At 74.3% G+C, this 16,948-nt stretch carries 18 protein-coding genes; 7 read left to right on the forward strand and 11 right to left on the reverse strand.

What is annotated here, in order from left to right; translation table 11 throughout:
- Window positions 1–108 precede the first annotated feature (108 nt).
- Window positions 109–1,695 carry an acyl-CoA synthetase gene (locus ABD823_RS23470; RefSeq protein WP_344863048.1) on the forward strand — a complete coding sequence of 529 codons (1,587 nt, stop codon included), beginning with the start codon at window positions 109–111 and terminating at the stop codon, window positions 1,693–1,695.
- 80 nt (window positions 1,696–1,775) lie between these two features.
- Here ABD823_RS23470 and ABD823_RS23475 read toward each other — a convergent pair whose 3' ends face one another.
- Complete coding sequence (locus tag ABD823_RS23475) at window positions 1,776–2,525, reverse strand: DeoR/GlpR family DNA-binding transcription regulator (protein ID WP_344863050.1); 750 nt, start codon at window positions 2,523–2,525, stop codon at window positions 1,776–1,778.
- Between the two features lie 49 nt (window positions 2,526–2,574).
- On the opposite strand from ABD823_RS23475, the gene ABD823_RS23480 reads away from it, so the two are divergent.
- Window positions 2,575–2,958 carry a hypothetical protein gene (locus ABD823_RS23480; protein ID WP_344863052.1) on the forward strand — a complete coding sequence of 128 codons (384 nt, stop codon included), beginning with the start codon at window positions 2,575–2,577 and terminating at the stop codon, window positions 2,956–2,958.
- Window positions 2,959–2,971: 13 nt separating this feature from the next.
- On the opposite strand, the gene bla is transcribed toward ABD823_RS23480, so the two are convergent.
- Window positions 2,972–4,018 carry a class A beta-lactamase gene (bla, locus tag ABD823_RS23485; RefSeq protein ID WP_344863054.1) on the reverse strand — a complete coding sequence of 349 codons (1,047 nt, stop codon included), beginning with the start codon at window positions 4,016–4,018 and terminating at the stop codon, window positions 2,972–2,974.
- A 360-nt stretch (window positions 4,019–4,378) separates the two neighbouring features.
- Here bla and ABD823_RS23490 point away from each other — a divergent pair, with 360 nt between their 5' ends.
- A complete protein-coding gene (locus ABD823_RS23490; protein WP_344863056.1) occupies window positions 4,379–5,881 on the forward strand; it encodes an aldehyde dehydrogenase (NADP(+)) in 1,503 nt (500 codons plus the stop codon).
- A gap of 156 nt (window positions 5,882–6,037) precedes the next feature.
- Here ABD823_RS23490 and ABD823_RS23495 read toward each other — a convergent pair whose 3' ends face one another.
- From ABD823_RS23495 to ABD823_RS23505, 3 genes are all read right to left on the reverse strand, one after another.
- Entirely contained in the window at window positions 6,038–6,748 is a 711-nt protein-coding gene (locus ABD823_RS23495; protein WP_344863058.1) for an SdpI family protein, read from the reverse strand.
- A complete protein-coding gene (locus tag ABD823_RS23500) occupies window positions 6,729–7,079 on the reverse strand; it encodes an autorepressor SdpR family transcription factor (protein ID WP_344863060.1) in 351 nt (116 codons plus the stop codon). Before ABD823_RS23500 ends, ABD823_RS23495 begins: the two co-directional genes overlap by 20 nt.
- Before the next feature lie 76 nt (window positions 7,080–7,155).
- Window positions 7,156–8,115 carry an ArsR/SmtB family transcription factor gene (locus ABD823_RS23505; protein ID WP_344863062.1) on the reverse strand — a complete coding sequence of 320 codons (960 nt, stop codon included), beginning with the start codon at window positions 8,113–8,115 and terminating at the stop codon, window positions 7,156–7,158.
- 70 nt (window positions 8,116–8,185) lie between these two features.
- Here ABD823_RS23505 and ABD823_RS23510 point away from each other — a divergent pair, with 70 nt between their 5' ends.
- On the forward strand, window positions 8,186–9,460 hold the full coding sequence (locus ABD823_RS23510) for an MFS transporter (RefSeq protein ID WP_344863064.1): 1,275 nt from the start codon (window positions 8,186–8,188) through the stop codon (window positions 9,458–9,460).
- Window positions 9,461–9,539: 79 nt separating this feature from the next.
- Here the strand turns inward: ABD823_RS23510 and ABD823_RS23515 are convergent, their stop codons facing one another.
- Window positions 9,540–10,859: an ABC transporter substrate-binding protein gene (locus ABD823_RS23515; protein ID WP_344863066.1), complete on the reverse strand. Its 1,320-nt coding sequence runs from the start codon at window positions 10,857–10,859 to the stop codon at window positions 9,540–9,542.
- A 531-nt stretch (window positions 10,860–11,390) separates the two neighbouring features.
- Between ABD823_RS23515 and ABD823_RS23520 the strand changes: the two genes are divergently transcribed.
- Window positions 11,391–12,389 carry a LacI family DNA-binding transcriptional regulator gene (locus tag ABD823_RS23520; protein WP_344863068.1) on the forward strand — a complete coding sequence of 333 codons (999 nt, stop codon included), beginning with the start codon at window positions 11,391–11,393 and terminating at the stop codon, window positions 12,387–12,389.
- A 19-nt stretch (window positions 12,390–12,408) separates the two neighbouring features.
- Here the strand turns inward: ABD823_RS23520 and ABD823_RS23525 are convergent, their stop codons facing one another.
- Window positions 12,409–12,714 carry a hypothetical protein gene (locus tag ABD823_RS23525; protein ID WP_344863070.1) on the reverse strand — a complete coding sequence of 102 codons (306 nt, stop codon included), beginning with the start codon at window positions 12,712–12,714 and terminating at the stop codon, window positions 12,409–12,411.
- A gap of 207 nt (window positions 12,715–12,921) precedes the next feature.
- Here ABD823_RS23525 and ABD823_RS23530 point away from each other — a divergent pair, with 207 nt between their 5' ends.
- The gene (locus ABD823_RS23530; protein WP_344863072.1) at window positions 12,922–13,224 is read left to right on the forward strand and encodes a hypothetical protein; all 303 of its coding nucleotides are present in this window, start codon (window positions 12,922–12,924) and stop codon (window positions 13,222–13,224) included.
- A 39-nt stretch (window positions 13,225–13,263) separates the two neighbouring features.
- Here ABD823_RS23530 and ABD823_RS23535 read toward each other — a convergent pair whose 3' ends face one another.
- The 3 genes from ABD823_RS23535 to ABD823_RS23545 form a co-directional block, all read right to left on the reverse strand.
- Window positions 13,264–13,908 carry a LysE family translocator gene (locus ABD823_RS23535; RefSeq protein WP_344863074.1) on the reverse strand — a complete coding sequence of 215 codons (645 nt, stop codon included), beginning with the start codon at window positions 13,906–13,908 and terminating at the stop codon, window positions 13,264–13,266.
- A 111-nt stretch (window positions 13,909–14,019) separates the two neighbouring features.
- Window positions 14,020–14,664, reverse strand: coding sequence for a hypothetical protein (locus ABD823_RS23540; RefSeq protein ID WP_344863076.1), 645 nt, complete (start codon window positions 14,662–14,664; stop codon window positions 14,020–14,022).
- Window positions 14,665–14,753: 89 nt separating this feature from the next.
- Window positions 14,754–15,659 carry a LysR family transcriptional regulator gene (locus ABD823_RS23545; RefSeq protein WP_344863078.1) on the reverse strand — a complete coding sequence of 302 codons (906 nt, stop codon included), beginning with the start codon at window positions 15,657–15,659 and terminating at the stop codon, window positions 14,754–14,756.
- 74 nt (window positions 15,660–15,733) lie between these two features.
- Here ABD823_RS23545 and ABD823_RS23550 point away from each other — a divergent pair, with 74 nt between their 5' ends.
- Window positions 15,734–16,258, forward strand: a complete 525-nt coding sequence (locus ABD823_RS23550; RefSeq protein ID WP_344863080.1) for a cysteine dioxygenase family protein — start codon at window positions 15,734–15,736, stop codon at window positions 16,256–16,258.
- A gap of 102 nt (window positions 16,259–16,360) precedes the next feature.
- Here the strand turns inward: ABD823_RS23550 and ABD823_RS23555 are convergent, their stop codons facing one another.
- Window positions 16,361–16,945, reverse strand: coding sequence for a TetR/AcrR family transcriptional regulator (locus ABD823_RS23555; protein WP_344863082.1), 585 nt, complete (start codon window positions 16,943–16,945; stop codon window positions 16,361–16,363).
- Window positions 16,946–16,948 lie beyond the last annotated feature (3 nt).

The raw sequence follows: 16,948 nt of genomic DNA on the forward strand, positions 1-16,948 counted from the left end.
CGGGACACGACAGGCGGCCGGCGGCCGCGAGGACGACACGGACACAGGGACAGCACCCAGGGACAGCACGGATCACGAAGGCCGCACCGGCCGGTTGAGGAGCCCCCGATGGAGTTCAACCACGCAGATCTGTTCGAAGGACTCGCGGACGCGATCGGGGAGCGCGTCGCCGTCGTCTGCGGCGGGCGCCGCATGACCTACGCGGAGCTGGACGCGCACGCCAACCGGCTCGCGCACCACCTGGCCGCGCACGGGGCCGGACCGGGAAAGCACGTCGGGATCCACCTCTACAACGGCGTGGAGTACATCGCCGCGCTGCTGGCCGCGCTCAAGCTGCGGGCGGTGCCGGTCAACGTGAACTACCGCTACGTCGAGGCGGAGCTGCTCTACCTCTACACCGACGCCGAGATCACGGCCCTGCTGTTCGACGTGGAGTTCGACGACCGGGTGGCGGCCGTCGCGCCCCGGGTGCCCACGCTCACCCACCTGGTCGCGGTGGGCGGCCCGTCGAGGATCACGGCGGCGGTGCCGTACGAGATCGCGCTGGCGGGACAGCCGGAGACGCGCGGCTTCCCGGACAGATCCGGGGACGACCTCTACATCATCTACACCGGCGGCACGACCGGCATGCCCAAGGGCGTGATGTGGCGGGCCGAGGACCTGTTCTTCGCCTTCGGCGGCGGCAACCCGTACGGTGACCCGCTCCCCACCCCGCAGGCCGTCGTCGAGCAGGCGCGCGCGGCCGGGCCGCTGGTCATGCTGGCGGCCGCCCCGCTGATGCACGGCGCGGCCCAGATGGCCACCTTCATCACCTGGTGGATGGGCGGCACCATGGTCTACGTCCGCCGCTTCGACCCGGTGGAGGTGCTGCGCGCGATCGAGCGGGAGAAGGTCTTCACAATCAACATCACCGGCGACGCGATGGCCCGGCCGCTCGCCGAGGCGCTCGCCGCGGGCTCCTACGACCTGTCGTCGCTGGGCGTGCTGAGCTCCACCGGGGCGATCCTGACCGGGGCGGTCCGCGACCGGCTCCAGGAGCTGCTGCCGCACGTGATGATCCTCGACAACTTCGGCTCCACCGAGTCCGGCTACACCGCCTCGGCGGTCCCGGGCTCCTCGCCGGAGACCGGGCTGCGCTACCGGCCGAACGCCACCTCCGGCCTGGCGGTGCTCGACGAGTCCCTGACGCCGGTCAAGCCCGGCTCCGGGGAGATCGGCACGGTCGCCCGGAGCGGGCACATCCCGCTGGGCTACTACCGGGACGAGGCCAAGACCCGCCGCACCTTCGTCACCGACGCGGCGGGGACGCGCTGGCTGCTCACCGGGGACATGGCCGCGGTCGAGGAGGACGGCACCGTCGCGATCTTCGGCCGGGGCTCGGTCTGCATCAACACCGGCGGTGAGAAGGTCTACCCGGAGGAGGTCGAGGCGGTCCTCAAGGGCCATCCCGCGGTCTTCGACGCGGTCGTCACCGGGGTGCCCGACGAGCGCTGGGGCAGCCGGGTCGCCGCGGTGATCGAGCCCCGGCCCGGCGCCTCCCCGACGGCCGAGGAGCTCGACGCGCACTGCCGCACCCGGCTGTCCGGCTACAAGGTCCCGCGGACCTTCGCCTTCGTCGACGAGATGGTCCGCTCCCCGGCGGGCAAGGCCGACTACCGCTGGGCCCGCGAGACCGTCCAGGCGGCCTCGGCGTAGCCGGGACCCGAGCATGTCCCCGGACGGACCGGCGACGCGGCGCCGCGTGATGGCGTGCGGCGCCCGCCGCGCGGCGGGCGTCACGGGGCGTGGAGGACCGGTATGTCCAGTGCCCGCACCGTCGGATCGTCTTCGCTCGCGTCGGTGATCACTCCGGCGACCTCGCCCGGCGGCAGCACGGCGAACCGGGACGCCGCACCGATCTTCTCCGAGCTCGCCAGCACGTAGGTGTCCGCGGCCTGGCGCGCCAGGGCGCGTTTCATCGCGGCTTCGTCGGCGTCGCCGGTGGTCAGCCCCGCCTCGGGGTGCACACCGGTCACGCCGAGCAGGAAGAGGTCGGCGTGCAGCCCGCGTGCGGCCTCCACGGCGGCGGCGCCGCAGGCGACCATCGAGTGCTTGAACAGCCGTCCGCCGATCAGATAGACCTCCACGTCCCGGTGGTCGCCCAGCGCGCTCGCCACGGTCGGGCTGTGCGTCACGACGGTGGCCCGGAGGTCGGCGGGCAGGGCGCGCACGACGGCCAGCGCGGTCGTTCCGCCGTCGATGATCACGGTACTGCCCGGCCCGACCAGCGCGGCGGCGGCGGCCGCCACCCGCTGCTTGCCGGACGCCTGGACGCTCTGGCGCGCCGTGTAGTCGGCGATCGCGGGGGAGGCGGGCAGGGCGCCGCCGTACACGCGCTGGCACAGGCCCGCCGTCGCGAGATCCCGCAGGTCACGGCGGATGCTGTCCTCCGACATGCCGAGTTCGGCGGCGAGGTCCTTGGCGATGATCCGGCCGTCCGTCCGCAGGCGTTCGAGCAGCAGGTCACGGCGCTGAGCGGCAAGCATGCACATTTCTCCTTGTTTTTGCCGATTCTTTCACGTTATGGTCGGTGCCATGCTCATTCTGATCGCAGGCCCCTACCGCTCAGGAACCGGTGACGACCCGGAGTTGATGGCGCGCAACCTTGCTCGGCTGGAGGAGGCGGCGTGGCCGATCTTCCGCAGCGGTCACGTTCCGATGATCGGGGAGTGGGTCGCGCTTCCCGTGCTGCGCGGCGCGGGCGGCACGGGGCCGGCCGACCCGGTCGCCGAACAGATCATGTACCCCACGGCGGAACGCCTGCTGCGGCACTGCGACGCGGTGCTGCGCCTGCCCGGCGAGTCCACCGGCGCAGACCAGGACGTACGGATCGCCCGGGAGCGCGGCCTGCCCGTCTACCACCGCCTCGAGGACGTCCCGGGTTACCGGTCCCCCGCCGGAGGCGCGGGGCGTCACTGACGACCGGTGCCCGTCACGGCGAGGACACGGCCCGGGGGAGCCTGCCGAGGGCGCGGGCGAGGACGGCGGCGGTCTCGGCGACGACCCTGTCGTCGCGGGCGGCGCCGGCGGACCGGCGGTTGGTGTAGACCGCCATGACGATGGGCGCCGCGTCCCCGGCGGGCCGGACGACGGCGACGTCGTTGGCGGTGCCGTAGGTCCCGCCGGTGCCGGTCTTGTCGCCGACGGTCCAGTCCTTCGGCAGGCCGGCGCGGATGCGCGCGTCGCCGGTCCGGTTCGCGCGCAGCCAGCCGTTCAGCCGCTCCCGGTCCCGCGGGTGGAGCGCGTCGCCGACCGCGAGGGCGCGCAGGGTGCCGGCGATGGCGGCGGGGGTGGTGGTGTCCCGCCTCTCCCCGGGGCGCCAGTCGTTGAGGCCGGGCTCCCGCCGGTCCAGGCGGGAGACCGTGTCGCCCAGCGCGCGCAGGTAGCGGGTCAGGCCCGCGGGTCCGCCGATCCGCGCCAGCAGCAGGTTGGCGGCGGTGTTGTCGCTCTGCGTGATGGCGGCCTCGCACAGCTCGGCGACGGTCAGCCCGTCCTGCACGTGCTCGCCGGTGACCGGGGAGTGCGCCTGGAGGTCGGCGGCCGTCCAGCGCACCCTCTCCTCCATCAGGCCGGGCTCGGCGGTGCGGGCCCGGTGCAGCACGGCGGCGGCCGCCACGGCCTTGAAGGTGGACAGCAGCGGGAAGCGCTCGTCCGCCCGGTGGGAGACCGCCGCCCCGGTTCCGGTGTCCAGGGCGTACGCGCCGATGCGGCCCCCGAAGGAGGCCTCCAGCGCGCGCAGCTCCCGCCGGGCGGCGGCCTGGCCGGGCGCCGGTGCGGGTGCCGGAGCGGACGCCGGAGCGGACGTGCCCGGCGATGCGGGGGACGGCGATGCGGCGGGGGAGGGCGGCGCGGCCGGTGGAGGCGGGGAGGCCGCCGGGGCGGCGCCCGTGCCGGGGGCGGTGCAACCCGTCAGGAGGGCGGCCGTCAGCACGGTCGCTCCGAGTGCCGCCGGAAGGCGGCGGGCGCGGGGATGCCGCATGCCGTGTCCTCGCTCTCGTCCGTGGCCCTCGCCGTCGTTCCCGCCCTCGCTCCCGTCCGCCGGAGGGCGGCGGCGGTGTCCGCCGGAGGGCAGCAGCGAACCAGATCCGCCCGGTCGGCGTCCAATACCGGTATCGGTCCGGCAGCGATACCCGTTCCCCTATGGGACCAGCTCGCGGCGGTGACCGCGCCGGGCCGGGCCGCGTGTCAGCCCTCTCCGGTACGGTCCGGTCGTCCCCGCCTCATCCCGCGGCGCGGGTCGGGCCGCGAGGTGAGGTGGCACGGCGCACGGAAAGCGCTTACCTTAGAGGGTGGCCCGATGCCCGAGCGCTGTGGCCGCCCCCGGTGAGAAAGGTTTCCGATGATCCACTCATATGACCCCCGGACCGGCGAGACCGTCGGCGATCCCTTCCATGCGACCTCCGCGGCGGAGGCGGAGGCCATCGTCCGCGCGGCCCACGCCGCCGGGCGGGCCTGGCGGGAGACGCCCGCCACCGAGCGCGCCCTGGAGCTGTCCGGCGGCTCCGGGCAGGCCCGCGCCCAGGTGCTGGAGGCCGTGGCCGACGCGCTGGAGAAGAACGTCGAGGAGCTGTGGCGGGTCGCCGACGCCGAGACCGCGCTGGGCGAGGTCCGGCTCCGCGGCGAGGTCGCCCGCGCCGCCGGGCAGTTCCGGCTCTTCGCCAAGGTGCTGCGCGATGGCGGGTACGTCGAGGCGGTCATCGACCACGCGACCGCCGAGCCCCCCGCCCCCGACCTGCGCCGGATGAACCGTCCGCTGCCCGGGGTCGTCGGCGTCTACGCGGCCAGCAACTTCCCCTTCGCCTTCTCCGTCGCCGGGGGCGACACCGCCTCCGCGCTGGCCGCCGGATGCGCCGTGGTGGTCAAGGCCCACGACGGTCACCCCCGCACCTCCGAGCTGTCCGCCGAGGTCATCCGGGGCGCCCTGCCGGACGCGGCCCTGCTCGGCCTGGTCCGGGGCCGTGAGGCCGGCGGATGCGTGGTCCGGCACCCCCATGTGGTCGGCGTCGGCTTCACCGGGTCCATCCCCGGCGGCAAGGCGATCCAGTCCATGATCGACGAGCGGCCCGACCCCATCCCGTTCTACGGCGAGCTGGGCAGCGTCAACCCCGTGGTCGTGCTCCCCTCGGCCCGCCGCGAGGGCCTGGCCGAGGGCTTCGCCGCCTCCCTCACCCTCGGCGTCGGGCAGTTCTGCACCAACCCCGGCCTGCTGTTCGTGCCCGAGGACGCGGAGCTGCTGTCCGCCCTCGCCGACGCGGTCGCCGCGACCACCGGCGGGCCCATGCTGACCGAGCGCATGCGCGAGGGCTTCCTGCACGAGCTGGAGCGCCTGGCCGAGCTCACCCCGCTGGCCGAGGGCCGGGCCGGGGAGGGCGCCTACGCGGTGACCCCCAAACTGTTCACCACCGACCTGGAGTCCTTCGCGGCCGCTCTGCCGCGGGTGGCCGAGGAGTGCTTCGGCCCGGCTGGGATCGTGGTGACCTACCGCGACCCCGCGGAGCTGCCCGCCGTGCTGGAGCGGCTGGACGGCTCGCTCACCGCGACCGTGCACGGGACCGACCCGGCCGAGGCGGGCGGGGTCGTCGAGGTGCTGACCCGCAAGGCGGGCCGGCTGATCTGGAACGGCTGGCCGACCGGCGTCGCCGTGCGCTGGGCCATGCACCACGGCGGCCCGTGGCCGTCCAGCAGCGCCCCCGCGCACACCTCGGTCGGCGCCGCCGCCATCCGCCGCTGGCTGGTGCCCACCACCTACCAGGACTGGCCCGCCGAGCTGCTCCCGCCGGAGCTGCGCGAGGGCAACCCGCTCGGCGTGCCCCGCCGGGTCGACGGCACCTTCATCGCCTGACCCCTCCGGTCCCCGGGACGGCGGCCCGCCGCCGTCCCGGGGACCGGATCGGCGGCCCGCCCTCCGCGCCGGTGGAGGGCGGGCCGCACCCCGCGGGCCCCGGGACGGGACCGGACTCCGCCGGCCCGCACTCCGCCGGCCCGCCGCCGGGCGGGCTCAGCGCCGGGCGGACTCCCTGCCGCCGGCGTCGGGGTCGTCCCGCCAGACCCACCAGGAGTAGGCGGCCGGGACCACCCCGCAGGCGACGGCGCCGCCGACGACGACCGGGGCCACGGCCGGGAGCGGGAGCAGGAAGGCGAAGGCGAGCAGGACCAGGCCGAAGCCGGCGAAGAGCCACCCGGCCAGCCGGTGGGTGCGCCGCCAGGACCGCTCGCTCTGCAGCGTCCAGGGGGTGCGCACGCCGACGGCCCAGTTCGCCCGGGTCTTCGGCAGGTAGTTGCCCAGCACCACCAGGAGCAGGCCGACCCCGGCGAGGACGACCCGGGGGGTGGGGATCCCGCCGCCCGCGGCGTTGACGATCCCGGCCGCGTGCAGGCCGGTGATCAGGACGAGCACGCCGAGCCAGGCCGCGGTGTAGGCGCGCGCCGAGCCCGCCAGGCCCTTCCGCCGGGGCAGGACCAGCGGCAGCACGGCCATGAGCACGCAGATCCCGATCATGATCAGTGGGGGCGTGAGCAGGGCCTCGGCCTTGGTCCCGTAGCGGTCGACCTCCCCGGCGGCGTTCCAGTGCATCGGGATGCGCGCGCCGTCGGGGATCGTGCTCCAGCCCCAGGCGGACAGGCCCGCCGAGACGAGCAGCGCGACGGCGCTGCCGATCAGTCCGGGGCGCAGGTCGATGCGCGTGCGGTCAGAGGTGTTCGCGGTCATCGGTCGTCGTCCTCGCTTTCTCGGGCGGGGTGGAGGGCGGCGATGACCGGGCGGGGGCCTCCGGCCCGGTCTTGCCGATCTCGAAGAGGTCGAGCAGTGCCCCCAGGGACTCCTCCAGCAGGGACAGGTGCAGGTGGTAGACGATCGACGTGCCGTGCCGCTCGCCGTACACCAGGCCGGCCTCGCGCAGGATGCGCAGGTGCCCGGAGAGCGTCGGCTTGGCGACGTCGAAGTGCGCGGCGATCTCACCGGCGGACATCTCGCCCTGCCGGAGCAGGGCGAGGATCCGGCGCCGTGTCGGATGCGCCAGTGCCTCGTAGACCGCGTTCATCACTTCTTCCTTATTTAGCTAACAACCGAATTATATGCGCCGGTGATCCTGCGCGCGCACTCGCCCGGGACCGGTCTCAGGGCCGGGTCAGGCGGGTGCCGCGCTCGGTGCGCAGGTGCAGGGCCGTGCGGCCGTCGCGGCGGGTCGTCACCAGGCCCGCCTGGCGCAGTGCGCTCATGTGCTGGGAGACCGCGCTGGCCGTGATGCCCAGCCGCCGGGCCAGCTCCCCGGTGGGACACGGCTCGGCGAGCGCCTCCAGCAGCGCCGCCTTCGTCCGGCCCAGCACCGCGGCCAGCCCGTCGGGCACCGGCTCCGCGGGCTCCCAGAGCGTGCCGAGCCCGCGTGCCGGATAGCGCAGCGATCCGGCGGCCAGCGGCGCCATGTCGATGCAGATGTACGGCCAGCAGAAGATCGTCGGGAAGAGCACCAGGCCGTGCCCGCCCAGGTCGACGGTGAAGGAGCCGGGCGTGCGCCGCCCGTCCACCACCAGGTCGCCCTCCCGCCAGGTGATGTCCTCGTGCAGGGCGGAGAACAGGCCCTCGACGCCGCGCTCCGCGAGGGCGCGCGCCCGGTGTTCGAGGTCGGCGAGCAGGATCGCCCGCATCCGCCCCCAGTGCGGGGCGATCAGCCGGTCGTGGTAGCGCTCCAGCGCCCGGGCCGACCGCTCCAGGACCGCGGCCGGATCGGCGTGCGGGGCCGGGCGGCGGCCCGTCCCGAAGACCCCGTCGAGCTCGGCGTGCACGTAGTCGTGCGGGGCGCCGCGCACCCGCTCCAGCTCCTCGGCGAAGCCGGGCGCCGGGCCGTCCGGCGGCGGCAGCAGGAAGGCCGGCACGCAGCCGGAGATCATCGCGGCCAGGAACGGCAGGTCGGGATCGCCCGCCAGGGCCGTCCTGGCCCGCCGTGCCCAGCGGTGGTGGACCGCGTTCGCGCCGTCCCGCAGCAGCAGCTTGACGGCGAAGACCGTCTCGGCGAGCGGCGAGGCGGCGAACCGGACCCGCCCCACCTCCGCCCGGGACAGTGTGATGGTGACCGCCACCGAGCCCTCCGACGTTGTAGAACCGGCTAAACGATAACTCCGCCCGCCCGCCGCGGCGCAGCCTGTCCGCATGACCATCGCTGACACCTCTTCCGGCGCCTCTTCCGGCGTTCCGGCCTCCGCCGAGGGCCTGCCCGCCGAAGCCCCGCCCGTCAGGGGCCTGGGCCGGGACTGGCGCCGCCTGTGGGGCTCCGGTGCCCTGTCCACGCTCGGCGACGGCGCGCTCGTCGCCGCCATGCCGCTGCTCGCCGCGGCGACCACGAGCGATCCCCTGCTCGTCTCCGGCGTCACCGCGGCCGCCACGCTGCCCTGGCTGCTGCTCAGCCTCCCGGCGGGCGCCTGGGTCGACCGGTTCGACCGGCGGCGCCTGCTGATGGCCGCCCAGGCCGTGCACGTCCTGCTCGTCGCCGTGCTGGCGCTGCTGGTGACGTTCGGCGCGGCCCGGATCTGGATGCTGTTCGTCCTGGCCTTCGGCGTCGGCGCGGCCGGGCTGGTGGTCACAGGGGCGAGCGAGGCGCTGATCGTCTCCGTCGTGCCGAAGGCGCGGCTGGAGACGGCCAACGGACGCCGGGTGGCCACCGACTCGGTGCTGCGGGAGTTCGGCGGTCCGCCGCTCGGTTCGGCGCTGTTCGCGCTGGCCATGCCGCTGCCGTTCTGGCTGGACGCGGTCATGTTCCTGCTGGCGCTCTTGATGATCATCCGGATCCGGGCGGACGGCGCGGTCGGGCGCACCGGGCCGCGCGGGCGCATGCTCGCCGAGATCGGCGAGGGACTGCGCTGGCTGGCCCGCAACCGGCTGCCTCGCACCCTCACCCTGATCGCCGGGGCCGGGAACTTCTGCGAGACCATGGCCCTGGCCACGCTGGTGCTGTTCGCCCGCGACGTGCTGGGCGTCGGCGACGGCGGCTACGGCGTGCTGGTGGCCGCGATGGCGGTCGGCGGCGTGGCGGGCGGACTGGTCGCGGACCGCGTCGTCACCAGGCTCGGCGGCCGGCCGGTCGCGCTCGGCGTGCAGCTGGTGATCCCGCTGAGCTGGCTGGCCATCGCCCTGGTCGGCAGGAACGCCGTCACCGTGGTCGCGCTGTTCACGGTCTTCTCCCTGGCCGTTGCGCTGTGGAACGTGATGGCCTCCTCGCTCCGCCAGCGGCTGATCCCGGCCGAGCTGCTGGGCCGGGTCGGCGGGGCGGGCCGGATGATCGCGTTCGGCGCCATCCCCCTCGGCGCGGTCTGCGGCGGCCTGGTCGCCGACGCCTACGGGCTGGTCGCGCCCTGGTTCGTCTGCGCCGTCCTGCGGCTGCTGGTCAGCCTGCTGGCCTGGCCCAGCCTGCGCCGCTGGGAGGGGTGAGCGGGGCCGGGACAGGGTGCCGGGGAACCGCGGGGCCGGGCTCCGCCGGGTCGGGCGGCGGAGCCCGGCCCCGCGGAGCTCAGCCGCCGTTGCGCTTGGCGTAGGCGGCCTGGGCCTCGGTCAGGCTGGCGGCCATCTCGTCCAGGAAGTCCTTGGCGGGCAGCTGGCCGAGCAGGACCTTCTGGAACTGCGGCTCCGCGGCGGTCTTGGTGATCGTGTTGAACTCCGGCAGGTAGTACGGCATCTGCACGACCTTGGTCGCCGGGTCGTTGAGCACCTTGACCGCCATGTCGACGTGCTGCTGACCCTTGAGCCAGGCCTCCTCGTTGACCTCGGTGTTGGCCGGCAGCAGCCCGGTCTTCTCCGCCCAGTAGCTGTTCATCGCCTTGGAGGCGGCGAACTCGGCGAACTTGGCCGCGGCCTCCTTCTTCTCTCCGGCGGCGAACAGGCCGATGCCGGTGACCGGGTTCGACAGGATCACCCGCGCGCCGCCTCCGGACACGGGCATGGCCATGGCCGCGACCCGGTCCTCGCCGAGCGTCTTGACGTGGTCGTTGTACGAGCCCAGGTTGTGCTGCACCATCCCGATGGTGCCGCCGTCGAACTGCGCGATCATCTTCACGTAGTCGTTGTTGACGTCGGCCCTGGGCGTGACCTTCCGGTAGAGGGCGGCGTACCTCTCCAGCGCCGCCACGTTCCTCGGGTCGTTGACCGTGGACCTGCCGGAGGCGTCGAAGATCTCGGTGATGCCGGACTGGGCGTACAGCACCTCGAGCAGCTGCGCGATCGAGCCCGCGCCGCCCCGGATGGTGTAGCCGTAGCGCTTCCTGCCGGCGTCGGTCAGCTTCTCGGCCGCGGCGTAGAAGTCGTCCCAGCTCCTGGGGACCTCCAGGCCCGCCTCGGCGAACCAGTCCGTCCGGTACCAGAACACGCCCATGTTGGTGGACATCGGCACCATGTAGGTCCCGCCGTCCGGCACGGTCGCCTTGACGGTGTTGACGACCTGCTCGTTCAGCTTGCCGTCCAGCGCGCCGCCGGAGATCAGGTCGTCCACCGGGTCCAGCGCCTCCTGCGCCACCAGGTTGGCCAGCATCGCGGTGGTGACGCCGCCCACGTCGGGCAGGTCGCCGCCGGCGATCGCGGCGTCGTACTTCTGCTGCGCCTGGGAGATCGGGACGCCGACGTACTTGACCTCGATGTCCGGGTGGGCCTCCTGGAACTCGGCGATGATGTGCTGCCACACCGGGGTGCGGGCGGGGCCGCCGTTGTCGTCCCAGAAGGTGATCACCGTCTTGCCGTCGATGCCGGAGCCCGGCTCGTCGGACCCGCACGCGGCCGGACCGGTCCCGAGCATGATCGCGGTGGTGAGGGCCGCCAGACGCCTGGAGCGGGTGGTCATCGCTTCGTACCTCTCTCTGTCTCGTCCCCCGACGTCTCGTCCCCCGACGTCTCGTCCCCTGACGGCGCCGCGATCGCGGCGCCGTACGGCACCGCCCCCGGGCCCGCCGTCCGGTGGAGGGCGCCGGCCGCCGGGCGGATCGGGAGGCCCGCAGGCGCGATGGCGGCCGGCGCGATCAGCGGATAAGGTGTCCGGGCCGTACCGCTCCGGCGGCGCATCGGGGGATCCGCCGTAGTGGGCGCCATGGGCGGCGGCTCCTTCCGGGGCGACGTCACTACCTGCAATCGGTTGCGTGAAACATGGCGGAAATCACAACGCAACGTCAAGGGCCCAATTTGGTAAAGGCGCATTCACCTGGGGGCTGTCGGCGGCCGACGGGATCTCCCCTCTGCAACCGGTCCCACCGCTCGCCGGAAGGGCGGTCACGGGGGCGTTGACGGAGGTGCAACCGCTTGCACTAATGTGCTCTGAGGCCCGGTGAAGGCCCGGTGAAGGCCCCGGACGCGAGGAGCACCCGGACGAAGGAGCGCAGTGGCAGCGACGATCAGGGATGTGGCGCAGGCGTCGGGAGTGCACGTCTCCACGGTCTCCCGGACCTTCTCCGCGCCTCACCTCGTCAACCCCGAGACGCGCAACCGCGTGCTCGCGGCCGCCGAGGACCTCGGCTACCGGCCCAACCGGGCGGCCCGGGCGCTGACCACCGGCCGGACCCACAACATCGGCCTGATCGTGGCCGACATCTCCAACCCGTTCTTCCCCCCGCTGATCAAGGCGGCCCAGGCGCACGCCAGGACCCGCGACTACCACGTCTTCGTGGCCGACACCGACGAGGACCCGCTGGTGGAGGAGGAGCTGATCAAGGCCCTCACCAAGCAGGTCGACGGACTGCTGCTCTGCAGCCCGCGGCTGTCGAACCGGGCCATCGAACGGCTCCGCGCCGACGTGCCGTTCGTCGTGGTCAACCGCGAGATGAAGGGCATGCCGACCGTGCTGATGGACGTCGGCCAGGGCGCCCGGCTGGCGATCGAGCACCTGGCGGGGCTCGGCCACCGCCGGATCGCGCTCGTCTGCGGCCCGAGCGGGTCGTGGACGAGCAAGCAGATGCAGTCGGCCGCCGCCGCGACGGACGGGGTCGACCTGGTCTTCCTCGGCCCCAACGCCCCCACCGAGCAGGGGGGCCTCGCCGCCGCCGCCGAGGTGACCGCCTCCGGCGCGACCGGGGTGCTCGCCTACAACGACCTGGTCGCCATGGGCCTGATCGAAGGGCTCCAGGAGCGCGGCGTCCGGGTGCCCGGCGACGTCAGCGTGGTCGGCGTCGACGACACCGTCCCCGGCCGGCTCAACCGGCCCAAGCTCACGACCGTCGCCATGCCCACCGCCGCCGCCGGGCGCATGGCCGTGGACCTGCTGCTCCAGTCCGTCGACGACGACGGCGCCGCGACCCTGGCCACCCTGGCGACGAGCCTGGTCGTCCGCGAGTCCACCGGTCCGGCCCCGCCGCCGCGCCCGGCGGGGGAGGCCCGCCCGTGAACGGGGCGCCCGCGGCCCGCTACCTGCGCGTGTACCACAGGGCGATCCCGTCGGTCTCCGCGGTGGGGATGTACGGCCGGTCCTGGTGGAGCCCTCCGCCGAGCACCTGTGCCACGCCGGACGCCGGCACGCCGCGCAGCGGCTCCACGGCGTCCAGGAACCGCCCGGGATCGGCGCCCGGGGGCAGCAGCCTGATCACCACCCGGGCGCCGGAGGGGTCCTCGGCGGGGTAGGCGTGCGGGCGCGCGTCGCCGAGCCTGCCGGTGATCCGGTGTCCCGCCAGTTCGCGCGGGTCGGACGGGGTCAGCGGTGCGGCACGTGACATGGGGATGTCCCGTGCTCGGGGAGGAGGCGCCGTAGATCACCCATTATGGGCGCGGCCGCCGCGGGGGAGAGGGCCGCCGCCGCGATCACCCCTCCGGGTGCGCCGGTCGCGGGACGGGCGAATGGGGCGGCCGGACCCGGGCAGGGAGCGGGGGACGGATGACTCGGCGCCCGCGGCGCCGGGACGGGCCGGAGAAGGAGGTGCGCCATGCCCGCACGCGGTGAGCCCTCGGTCGCGGCCTCGGGCGAGTGGGTGGACGACGACGGTGTGCGCATGCCCGCGGGCGAGGTGCACGCCTGGTGGCCGGGGACGAACCAGACCCTGTGCGGCCTGGCGCTGAGCAGGTCGCGGCTGCACCGGTTCCACCACGTCCGGTGGCCGGACACCTTCCCGGAGTCGGGCGGGGCGGCTGCGGAGGTGCGCCAGGTGTGCCGCCGGTGCCAGGGCGCGACCGGCCGCTCCAGCCGGGGCTGGAGCAAGGGCTGGACCCGTACCTCGCCCCGGCCGTGAGTCCCCGCCGTCCCCGCGCCGCGCTCCGGCGGAGGCGGCTCAGGCCCTGGCGGCCGCGCTCTCTCCGGTGAGCGCGGTGACGGCGCCCAGGCCGAGGTAGACGGCGCCGCTGGTGACGTCCAGGCGGCGGCGGGCGCGGGCGGAGCCGCGCAGCCGTCCGGCCAGCGCGGAGGCCAGCAGGGCGAACGCGCCGTCGCTGGCGATGCCCAGGACGATCCAGATCACGCCGAGGAGCACGATCTGCGGGGCGATCGGGCCGGCGGCCGGGTCCGCGAACTGGGGGAGGAACGCGAGGAAGAAGATCGCGGTCTTCGGGTTGAGCACGTTGACCACGAAGCCCTCCCAGAACATCCGGCGCCTGCTGGCCGCCGGGGGCTCGGCGGCCTCGCCGCCGTCCCTCGCGCTCATGAGCTTGCGCAGGCCGAGCCAGACGAGGTAGGCCGCGCCGAGGTACTTCACGACCGTGAACGCGGTGGCCGAGGCGGCGAGCAGGGCGCTGATGCCGAGCGCGGCGGCGGCCACGTGGACGACGGACCCGGCGTGGATGCCCAGGACGGAGACCAGTCCGGCGCCGCGGCCCTGCGCGACGCTCCGGGTGACGATGTAGACGACCGCGGGGCCCGGCACGACCAGCAGGGCGAGCGTGGCGGCGGCGAACAGGGCGAGCGTCGCGAGGTCCGGCATACCGCGGAGCCTAGGCCCGCCCCGGCGCTGATCGCCTCTGGTTTTCCGCGGGAGGACGTCCCGCCGGCCCGTCTCCCGGCCGCAGGTCCATCCGGAGGGCTCGGGGGAGGATCAGCTGACCTCGACTTCTGTGATCTTCGCCCATCTGCCGGCCGGGGCCGAGCACCAGGAGCCCCAGACGGACGCCGTGAGCTCGAAGGCCGCGGTCCGTCCCGGCTTCACGTCCGTCAGGTATTCGACGCCGCTGTCGAAGGCCTTGCCGACGCCCACCTGGCCCTCGATCCAGTAGGACCTCGTGGCGGTGGTGTTGTTGCGGATCGTGCCCTTGGCCACGACGGTGCTGGAGCACCAGCCCGCCCCGTCCGAGCTGTCCAGGGCGAACACCGGTTTCACGCTGATCGTGTAGGCGGGCTTGATGACCTTGATGGAGACGCCGGGCCTGCCCTTGGTCCTCCAGCCCTTCTTGCCGAGCTTCTTCGTCCAGGTGGTGGAGCGCGTCGCGGAGAGCGTGACGGTCTTCTTGACCGTCTTGCAGCTCTTCTTGCAGACCTTCTGACTGAAGGTGATCACGGTCTTGTACCGCGTCTTGTTCCTGACGGTGGCCGTGAGGTAGGACTTGCCCTTCTTCTTGACGACCGCCGTCTTGACGCTGTAGGAGGTCGTGCTCTCGGTGCCCGCCTGGGCGGGCGTGGCGGCCAGGGTGGTCCCCGCGAGGACGCCCGCCGCCATGACGGCGGTGGCGATGATCCGCTTCATGTTGTCCTTGCCGATCTCTTATGTGGACATTACCGGCAAACAGTACATATGGCGGGAGTATGGCTAGAACATGGATGAAATGGTGTTCGTCACCGGTGGTCGCGCGGTGGCCGCGGGACCACCGAGGCCAGGGCCGCCAGCAGGGCCGCGGCGGCGGGCGGGTCGGGCGGCTCGCCGTACGTGGCGGCGTAGACGTGGCGGACCGAGCCGGGGAGCTCGGTCGTGCCGACCCCCGGATGCCGGTGGGCCCGCAGCGCCAGGCCGGGCAGGACGGTGACGCCCATGCCCGCGGCGACCAGCGCCTGGACGGCCACGATGTCGTCGGTGGTGAAGGCGACCGCGGGTTCGAAGCCCTCCTGCGCGCACAGGTCGAGCAGGTGGCTCCGGCACCGCTCGCAGCCCGCGATCCACCGGGCGCCGCGGTGGGCGGACAGGGCGCCGTCCGGACCGGCCGGGACGCCGGCGCCTCCGGGGACGATCAGGTGGCTCGGGTCGTCCAGCAGGTGCAGCAGGCGGATGCCGCCGTCCTCCGGGGCGGTGTCGTCGTAGCGGAAGACGACCGCCGCGTCGACGTAGCCCGCCCGGAGCATGCGCAGGGCCTCGGGCGGCTCGGTCTCGGCCAGCCGGAGCTCCAGGCCGGGATGCTCCCGGGCGAGCAGGGCGGCGGCCTCGGGCACGAACGTGCCCAGCGCGGAGGGGAAGGCGGCCAGCCTGACCCGGCCGGCCCGCAGGCCGACGTGCGCGGCGAGCTCCGCGGCGGCCGAGTCCACCCGCCCGACGATCTCGACGGCCCGCTCGGCCAGCAGCCTCCCCGCCTCGGTCAGCCGGATGCCGCGGCCCGCCCGCTGGACGAGCTTCGTCCCGGTCTCGGCCTCCAGCCGGGCGAGGTGGTGGCTGACCGAGGGCTGGGAGTAGTGCAGCTCCCGGGCCGCCGCGGTCACCGAGCCGTGCCGGGCCACGGCGGCGAGCACGCGGAGCCGTACCAGGTCGAGCATTCATCAACGTTATCTATGGGTGGACCGGAAGATAGGCATTGGACCCGATGAGTCGCCGGGCGCACGCTGGAGGCATGGGAACCACGACACTCATCCGCCCCGGTCTGGCGGAGCTGGTCGCGGACATCCGGGAGGTCACCGCCCGCCCGGCCGCGCCGCGCCGGACCGCGCTCGCCGTCGCCGACGCGCTGCGCGAGCGGCTGCCCTCCCCCGGGATCCTCACCGAGGAGGAGCGGGCCGGATCGCCCGCCGCCTACACCCGGCACATCCTGCACACCGAGTCCGCCTTCTCGGTCGTCGCCATCGTCTGGCGGCCCGGCCAGGGCACCGGCGTCCACGACCACATCGCCTGGTGCGCGTTCGGCGTCCTGCAGGGCGTCGAGGACGAGACGCTCTACCGCGACCACGGCGACCACCTCACCGAGATCGGCCGGGTGCTCAACCGCGCGGGCGACGTGAGCGGTTTCGCCCCGCCCGGCGACATCCACCGGGTCCGCAACACCGGGGCGACCACCGCCGTCTCGCTGCACGTCTACGGGGCCGACCTCAGCGCCTGCCCGAGCAGCGTCCGCCGCGACTACGACCTGCCGGTGCGCTGAGCCCGCCGTACGGCGCGGCCCCGGCGGGTGCGGCGGCCTCGGCGGGGCGCGGCGGGTGCGGCGCGGGCCGGGGACGGGCGCACGGCCGGGGGAGCGCGGCGGCTATCCGGCCGCCACCCGGCCGTGGAGCAGCTCGACCAGGGTGGCGTGGACCCGCTCGATCGGGCGGTCCGGGTGGAGCACCTTGCGCTCGATGGCCACGGTCAGCACCATCCCGAACACGGCGGCCGCCGCGGTCTCCACGTCCAGGTCGTCGCGGACCACGCCCTCGGCCACGGCCCGGCGCAGCACGCCGGCGTAGACCCCGAGCGCGTCCCGGCGGAGCCCGGCCACCGCGTCCTGCCAGGCGGTGCGCCACATCTCGGCGAGCAGCACCCGGGCGAAGGCGCCGTACTCCTCGAAGAAGCGCAGCTGCGCCATGACCACGGAGTCCAGCGCGTCCAGCGCGGTCCTGCCGGCGGCCGCCCCGGACAGGGCGCCGGACAGCAGGCCGATCCCGTGGTCGAGCAGGCCGGTGAAGAGGGCCTCCTTGCTGCCGAAGTTGTAGAACACGGTGCCCTTGGCCACCCCGGCGCGCTCGGCGATCGCGTCCACCGTGGTCGCGGTGTAGCCCTGCTCCGCGATCAGCTCCACCGCCGCGCTGAACAACCGCAGTCTCGTCTCGGCCCGGCGGCCGCTCGCCTTCATGGG

Source organism: Planomonospora alba (assembly GCF_039534085.1).
GTDB classification, from domain to species: Bacteria; Actinomycetota; Actinomycetes; order Streptosporangiales; family Streptosporangiaceae; genus Planomonospora_B; species Planomonospora_B alba.

Excerpts from the sequence above, each read along its gene's own strand:
- ABD823_RS23500 (WP_344863060.1), bottom strand. The coding sequence starts at position 7,079 with ATGAACGCGGTCTACGAGGCACTGGCGCATCCGACACGGCGCCGGATC.
- ABD823_RS23470 (WP_344863048.1), top strand. The coding sequence starts at position 109 with ATGGAGTTCAACCACGCAGATCTGTTCGAAGGACTCGCGGACGCGATC.
- bla (WP_344863054.1), bottom strand. The coding sequence starts at position 4,018 with ATGCGGCATCCCCGCGCCCGCCGCCTTCCGGCGGCACTCGGAGCGACC.
- ABD823_RS23550 (WP_344863080.1), top strand. The coding sequence starts at position 15,734 with ATGGGAACCACGACACTCATCCGCCCCGGTCTGGCGGAGCTGGTCGCG.
- ABD823_RS23475 (WP_344863050.1), bottom strand. The coding sequence starts at position 2,525 with ATGCTTGCCGCTCAGCGCCGTGACCTGCTGCTCGAACGCCTGCGGACG.
- ABD823_RS23495 (WP_344863058.1), bottom strand. The coding sequence starts at position 6,748 with ATGACCGCGAACACCTCTGACCGCACGCGCATCGACCTGCGCCCCGGA.
- ABD823_RS23490 (WP_344863056.1), top strand. The coding sequence starts at position 4,379 with ATGATCCACTCATATGACCCCCGGACCGGCGAGACCGTCGGCGATCCC.
- ABD823_RS23525 (WP_344863070.1), bottom strand. The coding sequence starts at position 12,714 with ATGTCACGTGCCGCACCGCTGACCCCGTCCGACCCGCGCGAACTGGCG.
- ABD823_RS23515 (WP_344863066.1), bottom strand. The coding sequence starts at position 10,859 with ATGACCACCCGCTCCAGGCGTCTGGCGGCCCTCACCACCGCGATCATG.
- ABD823_RS23530 (WP_344863072.1), top strand. The coding sequence starts at position 12,922 with ATGCCCGCACGCGGTGAGCCCTCGGTCGCGGCCTCGGGCGAGTGGGTG.
- ABD823_RS23535 (WP_344863074.1), bottom strand. The coding sequence starts at position 13,908 with ATGCCGGACCTCGCGACGCTCGCCCTGTTCGCCGCCGCCACGCTCGCC.
- ABD823_RS23480 (WP_344863052.1), top strand. The coding sequence starts at position 2,575 with ATGCTCATTCTGATCGCAGGCCCCTACCGCTCAGGAACCGGTGACGAC.
- ABD823_RS23555 (WP_344863082.1), bottom strand. The coding sequence starts at position 16,945 with ATGAAGGCGAGCGGCCGCCGGGCCGAGACGAGACTGCGGTTGTTCAGC.
- ABD823_RS23510 (WP_344863064.1), top strand. The coding sequence starts at position 8,186 with ATGACCATCGCTGACACCTCTTCCGGCGCCTCTTCCGGCGTTCCGGCC.
- ABD823_RS23545 (WP_344863078.1), bottom strand. The coding sequence starts at position 15,659 with ATGCTCGACCTGGTACGGCTCCGCGTGCTCGCCGCCGTGGCCCGGCAC.
- ABD823_RS23540 (WP_344863076.1), bottom strand. The coding sequence starts at position 14,664 with ATGAAGCGGATCATCGCCACCGCCGTCATGGCGGCGGGCGTCCTCGCG.